General features: G+C 41.2%; 13 protein-coding genes. 2 read left to right on the forward strand and 11 right to left on the reverse strand.

Annotation, left to right across the window (positions count from 1 at the left end):
* Positions 1-141: 141 nt before the first annotated feature.
* Together M1D52_RS20020 and M1D52_RS20025 are read right to left on the reverse strand one after the other, a co-directional pair.
* Complete coding sequence (locus M1D52_RS20020; RefSeq protein ID WP_013665496.1) at positions 142-504, reverse strand: DUF6686 family protein; 363 nt, start codon at positions 502-504, stop codon at positions 142-144.
* A 108-nt stretch (positions 505-612) separates the two neighbouring features.
* Positions 613-2,451 carry a UbiD family decarboxylase gene (locus M1D52_RS20025; protein WP_437393177.1) on the reverse strand — a complete coding sequence of 613 codons (1,839 nt, stop codon included), beginning with the start codon at positions 2,449-2,451 and terminating at the stop codon, positions 613-615.
* Between the two features lie 307 nt (positions 2,452-2,758).
* Between M1D52_RS20025 and M1D52_RS20030 the strand changes: the two genes are divergently transcribed.
* The gene (locus M1D52_RS20030; RefSeq protein ID WP_013665494.1) at positions 2,759-3,433 is read left to right on the forward strand and encodes a class I SAM-dependent methyltransferase; all 675 of its coding nucleotides are present in this window, start codon (positions 2,759-2,761) and stop codon (positions 3,431-3,433) included.
* Here M1D52_RS20030 and M1D52_RS20035 read toward each other — a convergent pair.
* Positions 3,430-3,879, reverse strand: a complete 450-nt coding sequence (locus M1D52_RS20035; RefSeq protein WP_013665493.1) for a deoxycytidylate deaminase — start codon at positions 3,877-3,879, stop codon at positions 3,430-3,432. The two genes, M1D52_RS20030 and M1D52_RS20035, sit on opposite strands and share 4 nt — an antisense overlap.
* A 197-nt stretch (positions 3,880-4,076) precedes the next feature.
* Between M1D52_RS20035 and M1D52_RS20040 the strand changes: the two genes are divergently transcribed.
* Complete coding sequence (locus tag M1D52_RS20040) at positions 4,077-4,706, forward strand: LysE family translocator (RefSeq protein WP_013665492.1); 630 nt, start codon at positions 4,077-4,079, stop codon at positions 4,704-4,706.
* A gap of 235 nt (positions 4,707-4,941) precedes the next feature.
* On the opposite strand, the gene M1D52_RS20045 is transcribed toward M1D52_RS20040, so the two are convergent.
* The 8 genes from M1D52_RS20045 to M1D52_RS20080 all read right to left on the reverse strand — a co-directional run bounded on the left by M1D52_RS20045 (position 4,942) and on the right by M1D52_RS20080 (position 15,236).
* On the reverse strand, positions 4,942-6,852 hold the full coding sequence (locus M1D52_RS20045) for an amidophosphoribosyltransferase (protein ID WP_013665491.1): 1,911 nt from the start codon (positions 6,850-6,852) through the stop codon (positions 4,942-4,944).
* Positions 6,853-7,007: 155 nt separating this feature from the next.
* Positions 7,008-8,327, reverse strand: a complete 1,320-nt coding sequence (locus tag M1D52_RS20050; protein WP_013665490.1) for an ammonium transporter — start codon at positions 8,325-8,327, stop codon at positions 7,008-7,010.
* 325 nt (positions 8,328-8,652) lie between these two features.
* The gene (locus M1D52_RS20055) at positions 8,653-10,143 is read right to left on the reverse strand and encodes an NADH-quinone oxidoreductase subunit N (RefSeq protein WP_437393176.1); all 1,491 of its coding nucleotides are present in this window, start codon (positions 10,141-10,143) and stop codon (positions 8,653-8,655) included.
* Positions 10,144-10,151: 8 nt separating this feature from the next.
* Positions 10,152-11,756 (reverse strand): complex I subunit 4 family protein, encoded by a 1,605-nt coding sequence (locus M1D52_RS20060; protein WP_437393175.1) that lies wholly within the window; start codon positions 11,754-11,756, stop codon positions 10,152-10,154.
* Between the two features lie 9 nt (positions 11,757-11,765).
* Complete coding sequence (gene nuoL / locus M1D52_RS20065; protein ID WP_437393174.1) at positions 11,766-13,823, reverse strand: NADH-quinone oxidoreductase subunit L; 2,058 nt, start codon at positions 13,821-13,823, stop codon at positions 11,766-11,768.
* Complete coding sequence (gene nuoK, locus M1D52_RS20070) at positions 13,823-14,128, reverse strand: NADH-quinone oxidoreductase subunit NuoK (protein WP_013665486.1); 306 nt, start codon at positions 14,126-14,128, stop codon at positions 13,823-13,825. Before nuoK ends, nuoL begins: the two co-directional genes overlap by 1 nt.
* Complete coding sequence (locus tag M1D52_RS20075; protein ID WP_013665485.1) at positions 14,125-14,676, reverse strand: NADH-quinone oxidoreductase subunit J family protein; 552 nt, start codon at positions 14,674-14,676, stop codon at positions 14,125-14,127. Before M1D52_RS20075 ends, nuoK begins: the two co-directional genes overlap by 4 nt.
* Positions 14,673-15,236, reverse strand: coding sequence for a 4Fe-4S binding protein (locus M1D52_RS20080; protein WP_013665484.1), 564 nt, complete (start codon positions 15,234-15,236; stop codon positions 14,673-14,675). The genes M1D52_RS20075 and M1D52_RS20080 overlap by 4 nt, the downstream gene beginning before the upstream one ends.
* Between the last annotated feature and the right edge of the window lie 249 nt (positions 15,237-15,485).

Raw genomic sequence — 15,485 nt, forward strand, 5'->3', positions numbered from 1 at the left:
TGCTTAAAATAAAATCAATACGTATTCAGTCTAAATTACTAAACCGCATTAACACATTCAAAGACGGCCTCGTCTCCTAGACGAGGGAATGCAATAAAGCGCTCAATGGATGAGGGGGTTACGACCGCTAGACCTTGATAACTAATAACTTTGCAGGGAAGATACTTTCAGACAGTCCTTAATGACACCAGGTAATTCCATCATAAATTTAGCCCCTTGCATCAGTTCTTTTAACCTCACTACTTCAGTCACATTCAACACAAAGCAACGTTGAGATCTAAAAGGCATCAAAATGGTTAAATCAGAGCTTGAAGTAGGTGCACATAACAATTCATCGACAGCTATGGTATCCACTTGTTTTCTAAAACTTATAAAATCGGCCACTTTAAAAGGTGTACAATCACCTGCAAATTCCAACCAGTAGCAGTTTTTATTGCTGCATTGTAATACAGCGCCATGTTCTGTTCTAAAAATCTCCTCTAAACTTGCAAGACCACAAAGCATATTCTGCAAACATTTTAATTTTACCAATGCGAATATAGCGATTATGTATAATCAGTCCAAATTAATGAATATTATTTTTCACTATTTCTTGCTGATTGAGAAGCGTTTCTAAATAATTCCGAACAGAGACCCTCCCCGACTAGCTAATTGATCAACCCGTTTTTCGATTTCGGGCACCTTTTCCAGAGGTGGTGCATGGTGAGGTTTGTTACGCGCGTCAATAATCAGTGGCCCCTTACATCCCCAATGCTTATACTCGACAAAGCTATTGACGCCATAAATATCATGCGAAGGATTGCTTCGTGTAAAGCACACCCAAACGAAATTATTGATATTTTCAGCCGTAAATTGCAGATCATCGCAAAGCACAATTAAAGCAATGCCGCTTAAATCCATGGATGTGAGCTCTTTTGCAAACACTTCCAGTTCGTCTTTCGCTTGCGGATAAGCAGTGAAAGGAGCTGCCTGAACAGCCAGTACACCGGGGACTACTATTTTTTTTTGTGCAAAGTTCCTGGGAAAATCTAGGCCGGCAGGCATTTCCGGCCACAAGATCCTCTTTACATTCCCCGCAGCGGCAAAGACTACCTTTGATCCCGAATTAAGTCCTTCGCCGCTATAATCGAGGGTATCTATCGTTGTCCGTGTATGAAAGTGAAGATCTCTTGCAAAATCCATTCGTGACAGTACATGCATAAGAAAAGCCGGAATATCATGTATATTCAATGAAGGATTATCCTCTTTCGCCGCTATAAACAAGTATTTAGCTAAACTTAACTGATTTTTTCCCAATACTTGATTGGCTATGGTTAATATCTCCTGCGGTCTATCGATTTTAAGATAAGGCGTATATCGTTCCGAACCAATGGCAAAAAGCAGCGGGTGTACGCCAGCCGCATCCACGGCATGAACAGCATGCAGACCATTGATTTCCTTAGGAATAGCCGGGCCGCTAATTTCATGAATCAATTCGCCAAAGCTTGTGTCTTCTTGTGGAGGTCTACCGACTACCGTGAAAGACCAAATAGCATGCTTGCGGTAATACACGTTATGTACATGCATCAGTGGGAACGGATGTACTAAGCTATAATAGCCAATATGATCACCAAAAGGCCCTTCGGGTTTATTTTCATTGGGATACACTGTTCCTGTAATAACAAAATCGGCATCGGCGGAAATACAAAATCCTTCACTGTCGTAAAAATAGCGAAACCTTCTGTTACCAAGTGCACCCGCAAAAATCATTTCTGAAAGCCCTTCCGGTAAAGGCATTACGGCTGCCAAAGGGTGAGCAGGGGGCCCTCCAACAAAGATGCTCACTTTGAGTGGTTTTCCAAGTTCGTTGGCCTTTGTCTGATGCACACCTATTCCCCTATGGAGTTGGTAATGAAGCCCTACTTCCTTGTCTTTTATATAATCATTTCCACCAAGTTGGATACGGTACATGCCTAAATTGGCCTGCATAATCCCAGGCTTTGTCACATCTTCCGTATAAACCTGCGGCATGGTAACAAAAGCCCCCCCGTCCATTGGCCAATTAACAACCTGCGGTAATGCACTGATCGTCGTCTTACCATAGTTTATCGGACTATTCTTACCAACTTTCATGGGTAGAGCCGACAATGCATTTAAAGAAATGCTGGCATATTTTAACGGGTTTTTAAGCGCTCGCATGGGATCCATTTTAAGATCGACCATCAATTTCATTTTATGAAGGGTATCCCTAAACATGAAGCGCGACCGCTCGAGCGTACCAAACAGGTTAGACACCGCAGGAAATTTGCTCCCTTTTACTCGCTCAAACAGAAGAGCTGGGCCACGATGCTCATATACGCGCAAATGAATCGCAGCCATTTCCAAATAGGGATCCACCTCCTCTTTAATCCGCACTAGGTGTCCATTTTGTTCCAAATCTCTTACACATTCGGCTAAGCTTTTATATCCCATGTAATTTCATTTCTCTTGGCGCCAAAATAGACAAAAAGCCCTTTTTTCACAAATATTTAGTCCTTATCTTAAGCCACAGTAATAGCTTCGGAGCGAATAACCGAGGCCAGCGAAACATCTACGCCCGTATAAAGAGATAGAGGCCTTCGCAGTTTGGCCAAAATTCACATTAATGCATAGCAATTGTTACTGCTTTGCCTTTTTACGAATTTGAATATTTGTTATCTTCGTTCTTAGGTCGTCATTTGCTTTCGTCGTACTTTTAAGGGTACTATAAAAGGCTTCACGTTATATCTAAGGCATTTCTATGGATGAAATACGAAGGCGCTTTGGTGAGATATCAGAAAAATATGACCAAGAGCGCGAACAATTAATCCCCTGCTTTCAGGACTTCTATCATATCAGTCTTCCACTGATACAGAACCATTACCATGCAGAAAATCTGTTGGATATCGGAGCGGGAACCGGCTTATTTTCTTACTTCGTCTATCAAGTTAATCCAAAGCTAAAGTATACGCTGCTCGACATATCGCCTGAGATGCTTGCTGTTGCGAAGAGACGGTTTACCGGTTTAAGTCACTTTTCTTACCTGGAGATGGATTACAGGGAACGTTCTCTTCCCGGAAAATATGATATCATTATTTCTTCGCTCTCAATCCATCATTTAACGGATCAGGAAAAATCCATTCTTTACCAACGGATCTTTAAAGCTTTGAAGCCAGACGGCTTGTTTATTAATGCCGACCAAGTAAAAGGTCGTACACCGGCGATCGACAATTTTTACCAAGATCAATGGCGTCGTTCGGTTATTGAATCAGGACTGAGTCAAGAAGCCATACAAAATGCGTTTAAACGGACTGCTATGGATAAGCTTGCTCCCCTATCCTGGCAATTAAACGAGTTGCAACGGATCGGCTTTAATGAAGTGGATTGTATTTACAGATACCACAACTTTGTAGTCATGATTGGCAGGAAGAGCTAAAATTTAACCGCATTTACTCCAAATCTATTCAGAAAGTCGACACCCTCATCCGATGTTAAGCCTTTATATTCAGCATAAGAGTATTTATACAGCACTTTGACGATACCTGCTGAGTAAATTAACCGAGCGCAGGGTAAACAAGGTGATAACGTAGTATACAAGGTTGCCCCTTGTAAACCCGCTCCATTTTTTACCGCATATAAAATGGCATTCTCCTCGGCATGTAAAGCCAATGAACAACTTCCTTTGGAATCGCGAGCACACCCTTCCAATGGCCACTCTTGATCGCAGTTATGCGTCCCGGACGGAGGTCCGTTATATCCGATCGATATAATTCTGGTATCCTTTGCCAATACTGCCCCTACATGCGCCTTTACACAATGAGAGCGTTCGGCAAGCTCGAGTGCCAAATTCATAAATATTTCATCAAAACTAGGTTTTGTCATCTCTTCTGATTGTTACATTGCAAAACTGTTACAGAGCCACTTAATGATAAAAAAATAGGGGCCTCAAGCGTAAATAACTTTACTTAACAGTGTTACAAAAATAGAATTAAAGCCCAAAATTCCTGTGACTTTTTTCAACAGAAACTTCCATTTAATATTTTTTTCTTATACTTGCAGCTCAACCAAGTAATGAAAATATGATTGAAATAATCATTTCCGGTGTTGGTTTAGGAATTATTTTATCTTTTCTGACCGGCCCGGCTTTCTTCGCATTACTGAAAACAAGTATAGAAAAAGGCTTCTATGGTGGTCTTTCTTTTGCATTTGGCGTATTCGTAGCCGATGTCATGTATGTAGCACTTGCCCTATATGGATCTTCTTACATTGCTCGTGAAAAAGAGATTCTTTTACCTCTTGGCATTATTGGCAGCTTTGTATTACTAGGTGTAGGCATTCATTATATTCGCAAAAAAGTCACCATCAAACGCACGAAGTGTCTATCTAAAAAGGAGCATAGTGGATACTTTATTAAGGGGTTAGCCATGTGTATTTTCAACCCAACACTGCTACTTTATTGGATTAGTGTGACAAGTGGCGTTGTTTCTATCAGTAATACCTTTGATTTAAAGCGAATCGTACCTTTTTTTGCTTGTGTACTTTTCACTCAGCTAGGCATTGATTCGTTGAAAGCTTTTTATGCCGACAAGCTAAGTCATAAAATCGAAGAATGCACATTGAATAAAATCAATAAGTTCGCCGGTGCGCTCATTATCGTTTTTGCTTTGCGATTGATGTATGAGTTGGTGTTTACGCATACGATTATCTAAGGAATAAGGAAGTAGTTAGTTTAGTTAGTAGGGAAGCTGTATGGAAGGTTTTTACCTCCCCTATTTTAACGGTACCATTTTCGTCGACTGCCCATAAGCAACGGATTAGCTATTCGTTTATTCTAAAAATCCGGGTAGCATACATTCATATGCTCAAGAAAACTTTTTATTAAAAAAACAGGCTGAGATAAACCCGACCTGTTTTCCATCTTTTGCTATTTAGCTTTTAACTGTACTAAGCCGAGTAGTAGGCACGTACGTTTTTACCTTCCACCCAATTCATAAAAGCGCGGTTGACTACTTTGTTCCCACCAGGTGTCGGGTAATCCCCTGAAAAGTACCAGTCGCCTTTATTCTTCGGACAAGCGATATGTAAATCTTCCAACTTTTGGTAAATCACTTCTACCTTTGCTTTGATATCAATCGGAGTCACGATACGCGCAATCTCACCTGATATTTCCTCATATGTGAATGGTTCATAAATAGCTTTGACATGATTTGGCACCAATGTTTTATCCATATCCAATGACTCCACACATTTTTGATATACGTCATCAATGATGTAATTCATGCCATTTTTTCGCAATAGTGAAATGGCAGCCTCAAAAGCAACAAATTCACCCATTCTAGACATATCAATACCATAACAATCAGGATAACGTATTTGCGGAGCAGATGAAACAATGATAATCTTCACCGGATTTAAGCGATCCAAAATTTTCAAGATACTTTGTTTTAAGGTCGTGCCACGTACGATGGAATCATCAATGGCCACAATGGTATCCTCACCGCTCTTCACCACACCGTAGGTTGTATCGTATACGTGAGCCACCATATCTTGCCTATCCGCATCCTGCGTAATAAAAGTTCGTAACTTCGCATCTTTAATGCTCAGTTTCTCAAAACGAGGCGATATATTAAGCATATCCTCCAACTCGGTGTCCGATATCTTATCAGTCCGTTTTAATAAGGTATCTTTCTGTAATTTACGAACATACTCGTTAATTCCATCCGTCACACCATAAAAAGCTACTTCAGCAGTATTTGGAATAAAGGAAAAAACGGTATTTTTTATATCGTGATTGATCGCTTCTAAGATACTGGGGCATAACAACCTTCCCAACTGTTTCCTTTCCTGGTAAATCTCGGCATCGCTACCCCGTGAAAAATAGATACGCTCAAAAGAACAGGACTTTTGTTCTTCCGGTTCCCGAAACATTTCTTCGGTAATTGTTCCATCTTTTTTGATAATAAGCGCATGCCCCGGTTTAATCTCGCGAATATTTTCAAATTTGATATTGAAAGCGGTCTGAATAGCCGGGCGTTCTGATGTAACCACCGCTATTTCATCATCATAATAGTAGTACGCCGGTCTAATCCCTGCCGGATCGCGCATAACGAAAGCATCTCCATGGCCGAAAATACCACTAATGGTGTAGCCACCGTCCCATGTTTTTGCAGAACGACGAAGAATATTGGCAACGTCAAGATTTTTTGCAATAAGCGCACTTATTTCAACATTGGAATATCCTTCTTTTTTAAATTTATCAAAAAGCTCTTGGTTCTCGGTATCCAAAAAATGGCCTATCTTCTCCAAAACCGTCACAGTATCAGCCTGTTCTTTTGGATGTTGCCCCAATTCAAACAATTGTTCCAATAATTCATCGACATTAGTCATATTGAAATTACCGGCTATTACTAAATTACGACTCATCCAATTGTTTTGTCGCAAAAAGGGGTGGCAATTTTCAATGCTATTTTTGCCATGGGTTCCATAACGCAAGTGTCCCAGTAGGACTTCGCCAACAAAACTCATGTTCTCCTTTAACCAATGGGAATCTTGAAAGAGTTCGGGTTCAGCTTGTTGAATAGCCGCAAACTTCCGTTGAACATATTCAAAAATTTCCGAAACAGCACTTGGTCCCATTGCTCTATATCGGCTGATATACCGATTACCCGGCTTAATATCAAACTTAATGGTGGCAATACCGGCTCCATCCTGGCCTCGGTTATGTTGCTTCTCCATTAATAAATAAAGTTTGTTGATGCCGTACAGAGAGGTACCGTACTTCTCCTGATAATAAGAAAGAGGCTTTAGCAAGCGGATTAATGCGATGCCGCACTCGTGTTTGATTGAGTCACTCATAGTTGGAATTGAGCATGCAAAATTACATATTTAAACAACTTTGCAAAAAGAAAGCGACCTAAAAATAAACACCCCTATGTAAAAAAATTGGAGCCTCTCCCATCAAGAGGCTCACTGATTCAAACACTGCTGTCTGAAGATATTGGTTTGGTTAATTAGAGTTTCTCACCATGTTGACTAATATCTAATCCCATTTCCTCCTCTTCAGGAGAAACACGTAACTTGCTGATCGCGTTTGTCACACGCAATAAAACAAATGCTACAATAAATGTATAGGCTACAGACCCTATCAATCCTATAAGTTGCGCCCAAAACAAGGAGGTTTCGCCAAAAAACAACCCATCGGTGGCCACTATTGGGTTAACGTGCTTTGAAGCAAAAACGCCTGTTAGCAACATACCAACCATTCCGCCAACACCATGACTTGGAAAAACATCCAACGTATCATCCACATTCGAACGTGTAGTACGCCATTCAACCAGTAAATTACATATAATTGCCGTCACAACCCCTATAATCAACGAATGCGGAACCGTAACAAAGCCCGCCGCTGGGGTAATGGCAACCAAACCGACTACTACGCCGATTGAAACGCCCAAAGCGGAAGGCTTCTTCCCCCGTGCCGCGTCAAAAAAGATCCAAGCCAGTGCCGCAGCAGCCGATGCTGTAGTGGTTGTGGCCAGGGCTGATGCGGCCAAGTGATTTGCTCCAAAAGCAGAACCTGCATTAAAACCAAACCATCCGAACCATAATAGCCCCATACCAATTAAAACATAAGTAACACGGGCGGGATCATGTCCATTGCTATTCCCCCTCTTCAAGAAGATGGCAGACATGAACGCAGTTACACCGGCCGACATATGCACCACCGTCCCTCCTGCAAAGTCTAACACCCCCATGCTTGCCAGCAGACCTTCGGGATGCCAGGTGGCATGGGCTAAAGGAGCATATATAAAGACGAAAAATAAACAAACAAATAAAATATAGGAAGTAAACCGAATACGTTCAGCGAAAGCTCCTGTTATAAGCGCAGGTGTGATGATTGCGAATTTTAATTGATACATAGCAAAGACGGCCAATGGAATCGTAGGAGCTCCCACCCAATTTGGTCCGTCCAACACGCCCTTAAACATAAAAAAGGTGCAGGGATTTCCGACAATTCCGTGCCATGATTCGCCAAATACCAGACTAAAACCGAATACGACCCAAATAACGGCCACGATGCACATACAGATAAAACTTTGCAGCATGGTCGAAATTACATTCTTTTTCTTCACCATCCCCCCATAAAAAAAGGCCAATCCCGGAGTCATGATCAATACTAAAGCGGTAGACGTTAGCATCCAAGCCACATCTGCACCATCGTATTCCGCAGTAGCTCCACCCCCAGATAGAGGAACTGATGGAAAAATTAGCGCTAACAGCACTACAAGCAAAAGAAAAATAAAAGGAACAGTTGATTTTTTCGAATTCATATTATATTTTAACATAAGTTGGGCCAAATATATACAATATTTCAAAAACAAAACACATATTTGTATTTTTTTAATACAAAAAATCAAAATAAATTAGAAATAACACAAAATAAAAAGAAAAACGTACATGAAAATATAAAACCACACCAAAAACAACACAGAATGAATTGATTTTCGAGTAAAAAACAGCAAATAAAAAAGAACAAAAAAGAAAGTGGAGAAAACAATGAAAAAAGAGAGCGGTTTAAAATCGATTAACTAGCCATAGGCAGGGACCGGAATGCTTGCCAACTACTTATTTAACCAAAAATCAAAAACGCTAGTTTTAAAGTAAATCAAGCAGAAAAGCGGGGAATATTCCAAACAGAAGCGTTAACAAGCATAAAAGAAAGGCTACAATAAGCAAGCCGTTCATTGTTCCCGACTGCTTCGGTTCCATGTTTGTATTTTTTAGAAAAGCTTGTAGGGGAATCTTGAAATAAAAGAATAAGGCTACGACAGTAGTAATGGCCCCGGTAATCAATAGAAATAGCCAAGCCGGATTTGCGTTGCTTTCATAGGCATTAAGTACAGCCGAAAAGGTAAGCAATTTAGCGACGAAACCTACTGTCGGTGGTAAGCCGACGAGTGACACCATAAATAAGGTTAACACGCCCATAATTAACGGATTTGATCTCCCAAGTCCTTCGTATTGCGTAATTTCCGTAAAACCAAACTTTTCTTCCAAATAATCGGCAAGCATAAACACGCCCATATTCATTACCACATAAGAAACCAAAAAGAAAAAAAGAATCGGAAATGAACGCTCAGCATCCGTTAATATAATCATAACCAGAAAACCTGTGTGTCCAATGGATGAATAAGCCATCATCCGCTTCATATTACTTTGTCTAATCGCCACTAGATTCCCTAAAAGCATACTAATTATAGCGACGACAGCCAACAGGTAAAATAGCGGCATCGGTAATGCTACTGTGCTTTGAGACCAAGCTAAAACAAAGCGTCCTAAAAGCATAATTGCACCTACTTTTGGAGCCGTTGACAAAAAAGCGGTCACCGGTGTAGCTGCTCCTTGATAAACATCCGGACTCCAAAAGTGAAAAGGAACAAAGGATAGTTTAAACCCGATGCCCGTTAATACAAAAAGTGCGGCAACGATAAACACGGGGAGCGGCATGCTCATCAAGCTGGCTAAATGTTTCGGGTCAACGAAATTGAGACTTCCGGTATATCCATAAAAAAAAGAAAGTCCATACAGCATAATCGCTGAGCAAACCGTGCCGAACAAAACATATTTCATGGCGGCCTCACTCTGCTTATTATTCCTCGATAAATAAGCCACCATAATATAGGAACCTATGGATACCATTTCTATTGTTATATAAGCCATCAGCCAATTCACAGCAACAACCATTAAATTTAAGCCAATATGAATCGCCAACAGTACGCTCAGTAAATCATCTATTTTCTTTGGGTGCTTTCTCAGCGGCTGATTATAATACACGAACACACAAAACAGTAAGCAAACTACACTAACAAGTGCTTTGAGTGTTGCTCCATGCGTATCCGGTAGAATCATTCCGAAAAAAACGGGTTCAACAGCAGGAGAAAAGCGCTGCATAACTGCGGTAATACCAGCCAGGGTTATACCTATGAAAGTAAAACACCAAGTAAGCGTGGATTTTTCCTTCCGTGCAATGCCTGAGAAAATAGTCATCAGAAAAGTAATCGTCAATATAAATTCGGGTAAAAGGAAAGGCAACCCTTCCCAAACGCCGTTTAACAAATTACTGATTTGCGGAATATACGCTCTCATAAACAACACTAATGATTTACGCGACTGACCAGTTCGATTAAAGAAAGTACGGAAGCATTTATCTTGTCAAAAACAAGGGATGGCATAATGCCAAATAACAAGGCCAATAGAACCATTGGAACCAGTGCCCATGTTTCTCGCCGACCAACATCCGTCAATGCAGCCTCCCATTGGCTTCCTCCCTTTAGACGCGTATGCCCAAAAAACATACGTTGCAAAGTCCACAAAAAATAAGCGGCGCTCAATAGAATACCTACCGCTCCACCAATAGCCATCCACCTAGGTAGAAGACCATTAACGCTCTCAGCGTTAAACGCGCCAATAATCGTAAAAGCTTCAGCGATAAAAGCAGAAAAACCAGGAAGTCCTAATGATGCAAAAAAAGCGATCGCCACGAAAGCCGTGTATTTTGGCATGATAGAGGCCAAACCTCTAAAATTATAGATCATCCGATCGTGCACGCGATCATACAAAACCCCCACGAGAAAAAACAACATCGCGGACAAAAATCCATGGCTGATCATTTGAAACATTGCCCCACTAATCCCTTCCGGTGTCAATGATGCAAGTCCCAAGAGTACAAATCCCATATGAGAAACGGAAGAATAGGCTACCAACCTTTTCAGGTCTTGCTGCGCCAACGCGTTCAGTGCCCCATAAATGATTGAGACTACACCGATCAAACCTATCCACCACGAACCGTTGAACGCAATATCAGGAAATATACTATAGCATATCCTGATGATGCCATAGCCTCCCACCTTCAACAATATGCCGGCCAGTATAATAGATATTGGAGTTGGTGCCTCTACGTGCGCATCAGGCAACCACGTATGCAGCGGCACGATAGGAACCTTAATTGCAAAAGCGATGAAGAGGATAATAAATCCGAGTAGTCGAGCCGATATTCCGAACAACTGATAGTTACCGATCCAGGAGAATAGAGCACCATCGACGTAGTTCTTATCATCCATCATGTGTAACAAATTGAAGGTATGATTGCCGGTGACGGGGTCGGTAACCGAAAAATATAAGCCTACCATGACCAGCAACATGAAAACTGATCCAAATAAGGTATACAAAAAGAACTTAATAGCCGCATATTCTCTCCTTACCCCGCCCCAAATACCGATAAGAAAATACAGAGGTAGTAGCATGACTTCGTAAAACACGTAAAACAGGAAAAAATCAAGCGCAACAAAAACGCCCATAACTGCGGTATTTAGCAGTAATAAGAGGGAGAAGAATCCCTTCAGTTGCTTATCGATTTTCCATGAAGCGATTACCGCTATCAGCATAACCAGAGCGGTAAGAAACAAAAACAGCACGGAAAAGCCATCCACGCCAACGAAATAGTCGACCTCCAAGCTTCCTAAACTACCCAGCTCCAGCCTGATCCATGGAAGTTTTTCCACAAACTGATAACTCTCCAAAGCGGAAACCCCAGGTAACTTGCCATCAAAGGAAGCGTACATATAAGCGGCAAGCAATAGCTGTATTACACTTATGCTTACCGCTATATACTTATATATCGTTTTATATACCGTAGGTATCAGCAATACAAACAGAGCAGCACATAGGGGCAAGAAGATTAAGACAGACAATAAGCTCATATTTTCAGGTTAAGGATTAAAAACTTTTAATCCAACAAATAACACAATTAATAAAACTAAAAACATACTAAATATATAGTATTGTATTTTCCCCTTTCTGGAGCCACGTAATACTCCTCCCATTAAAAAAGCGCCTTTTCCCAAACCATTAACAATAGCGTCCACGAAGTAGCGATCAAGCCATTGTGCAAAATTGGCAAGCGAACGTATAAAGCCTGTAGCCGCTCCTACAACGCCGTCAATTACGACACGATCTATCGCATATAAAATCTTTGAAAGACCAAGCAGGGGTTTCACCAATCCTTTTTCATAGATTAGATTTAGATACCATTGAGAAAAGAAAAACCGGTACAAAGGCCCCTGAAGACCTACTTTTGGATATCTTCCTTTTGCATACCACCTCCAAGCTATGAAAATCATTACAATAGCCAGCCCGTTAACTGCTGCAGGAATTACTGTATGATATATATTGACTCTTTCCAACGTTTCCGGCAACTCAAAACCTTTGATCAGCCAAGTATCTTCAAAAATTAACGGATTGTATGAAAACAGTGGAAATAGCGAACACAAGCCCAGAAACAACATAGGAAACAGCATAATCTTAGGCGCTTCATGAGGCTGGTATACATTTTTATTATTTTCTTCAAGCCGCAGCTCACCGTAAAAGACCTTGAAAACCAACCTAGCGATATAGAAAGCAGTTAGCGCACTGGTAATTAACAACGATATTGGTATCAGCTTCCACCAAGCAACTTGCCACTCAGACCACTCAAAAGAAAATATCAGGATAGCGTCTTTTGATAGATAACCTGCCGTCAAAGGTAGACCTGCCAAAGCAAGCGCAGCTACCAAGGTCAATCGAAAAGTCTGCGGCATATATTTCTTTAATCCGCCCATATTCCGAATATCCTGTGGATCTATCGTAAGGTTATGTTTTGCCTTCAAATGTTGCATCTCATGTATGACTGCCCCTGCAGAAAGGAAAAGTAAGCACTTAAAAAAAGCGTGTGTCACAAGATGAAAGATAGCGACGCCAAATTGACCAATACCAATGGCCACCATCATAAAACCAAGTTGTGATATGGTTGAGAAAGCCAGGATTTTTTTTATGTCCTGCTGGGTCAACGCAATTGTGGCCGCCATTAGCGCAGTAAAAGCACCAACCGAGCCAATCAGCAAAAGCACTTGATCGTCGAAAAGGGGAGCTATTCGCACCAGCATGAAAACACCCGCAGCAACCATGGTAGCCGCATGGATTAGGGAAGAAACGGAGGTAGGGCCCTCCATGGCATCCGGCAACCAAATATGAAATGGAAATTGGGCCGATTTAGCCATTGCTCCAAGAAAAAACGCTCCTCCTGCGACCGTCAACCAGATAGCTGGCATGGTATGTTCGTCATATGTCCATTGGAGCCCATTGTTTAAAGCTTCCCTGACCATTCCTCGATCTCCAAAAAGAGCGACTAAATCCAGTGTTTGAAATTGGGTATAAATAATCGCTATGCCTACTAGAAAACCTAAATCACCAATCCTATTAATGAGAAAGGCCTTCTTATTAGCCTTAATGGCAGCCGGTTTCGTAAACCAAAAACCAATTAACAAGTATGAGGCAAAGCCAACCAATTCCCATCCTATGTACATCAGTAGCAAGCTATCCGCCATCACCAGTCCTAACATGGCAAAGCAAAAGAGGCTTAAGTACAGCCAATACCGATGAATACCAGGGTCACCTTTCATATACTTCATAGAATATATATGAACCGGCAGTGCAATAACACAAACCAGCAACAACATGATGGCCGATAAGTTATTTAACAGTATACCTGCGCTAAAAGTATTGTTGCCAATTTGAAACCAAGAAAGCTGTTCATGGACTTGTTCCCTATTCCAAACCCTAACAAATACAAAAACAGCGGCTACCAAGCTGACGGAGATAGCCACGGTAGCAGGCACTCCGGTTCGCAGCCGCTTGCCGGGAATAGCCGAAACAAAAAAAGAAAAGAGCGGAGCTAACAGCACAATCAGTGCCGCCAAAACAGGTATCGATAGCTGATTTAGTTGCTCCATTAATCTTTTAAATCGTTAATATCGTCAGGGTTAATGCTTTTATAGTGTTTATATACGTTCAATATAATAGCCAGCGCGACAGCCACGGCAGCAGCAGCCAAAACAATGGCAAATAAAGCAAAAGTTTGCCCCCCATAAAATGTACCATCATACCTTCCAAATGCCACTAAATTCAATACCGCGGCATTGATCATCAATTCGATACCAACCAATACCAAGATAGCATTCTTCTTTGCGAGAACAGCATACATTCCGGTGGAAAACAATAAGGCACTGACGATTAGAAAATGGCTTAGGCTTATCACTGTAGTCGCTTCTCCTTCCTCGCCAGGTGAGCAGCGCCCATTAATGCCATCATTAAAAATATCGAAACTACTTCAAAAGGTAATATGAAGCGAGTCATAAGATTGATTCCTAAATGATGTATTGTATTGTCATGATGTTGTATTAGCAGTTGCTTTTCCTTCGCATCCGTTATCCATTGCGGTTGGTTAGTCGCCACTTGCCATACTACTGTCAACAGAACTGTAAACAGCGCAAGAGAAACCATTCCAGCCTGCCAGGAAGGTATGGAAAATACCCCCTTAAACCCTGACTGCAAATCATTTAACAGCACTTTATTTGATAGCATAAAAGCAAAGAGCATCAATACCAGTACGCCGCCAACATACACGATTACCTGTGTAACAGCCACAAAATCAGCAAGCGCAAACACGTAAAGTCCCGCAACGGCAAACAGGGTTACAAAAAAAAGAAACAGGCTTCGTACTAGATTCTTCATCGAAACAATCAGTATAGCAGATCCTACGGCAGTGAAAGCCAACACATAGAATAGAAGTAGATTTATATTCATGACTTCCGTTTTGCCGCCTCCTTTTCAGCTTGAAAACGCGCCAATTCGGCCCGCTTTTCTTCGATTTCTTCGTCCGTCATCTCCGAAAACTGATAAATTAGGTCCGATAAATTTGAAAAGCTCCGATCGTAATTATCAGTCATGGTGATACATTCTGTTGGACACACGACGGTGCACAAACCACAATACATGCACTTGGCCATATCAATATCGAATTTAGCCGCATATAAGCGCTTCACACTTCCGTCAGAAGTCTTTCCGATGGCCTCTGTCGCCTTAATCGCTTCGATGCTGATGCAGTCTACCGGACAAGCTTTGGCACAAAGGTCACAGACAATGCAATCATCAATCTCAACATCTAATTGGTATCGGGCAACTTCCGGTATCGGTATTTCCTGTTTAGGGTATTGAATAGTGGTAACCCCTTCTTGTTTTTCAAAATAATTTTCCTGTTTGATATCCAATTCTTTACGTGCCTTGCGCGCAGCAAAAAAATGCTTAAGAGTAATACTTAACCCCTTAAGTGCTGTTCCAAACGCATGTAAAGTTCTTTTTAACATATTTCTTCTTAGCTGTAAGCTATAAGCACTAAGCTTTAAGCTGTTCGTTCATCATTCACTCATTTCAGCTATTGGCTTTCAGTCGCACAAGCTCTTCTCCTATCACGGAATTGGCAATTTATAAGGCTATAGGCCATATGAATAAGCTTTAAGCTACACAAACTCCATTATCACATTGACTAACCGACCGTAGGGAGCTCATGAGTACTGAAAAAAGCAAACACTTACGAATAATCGGCTAATTCTCAA

It is taken from the genome of Olivibacter sp. SA151, assembly GCF_054130995.1.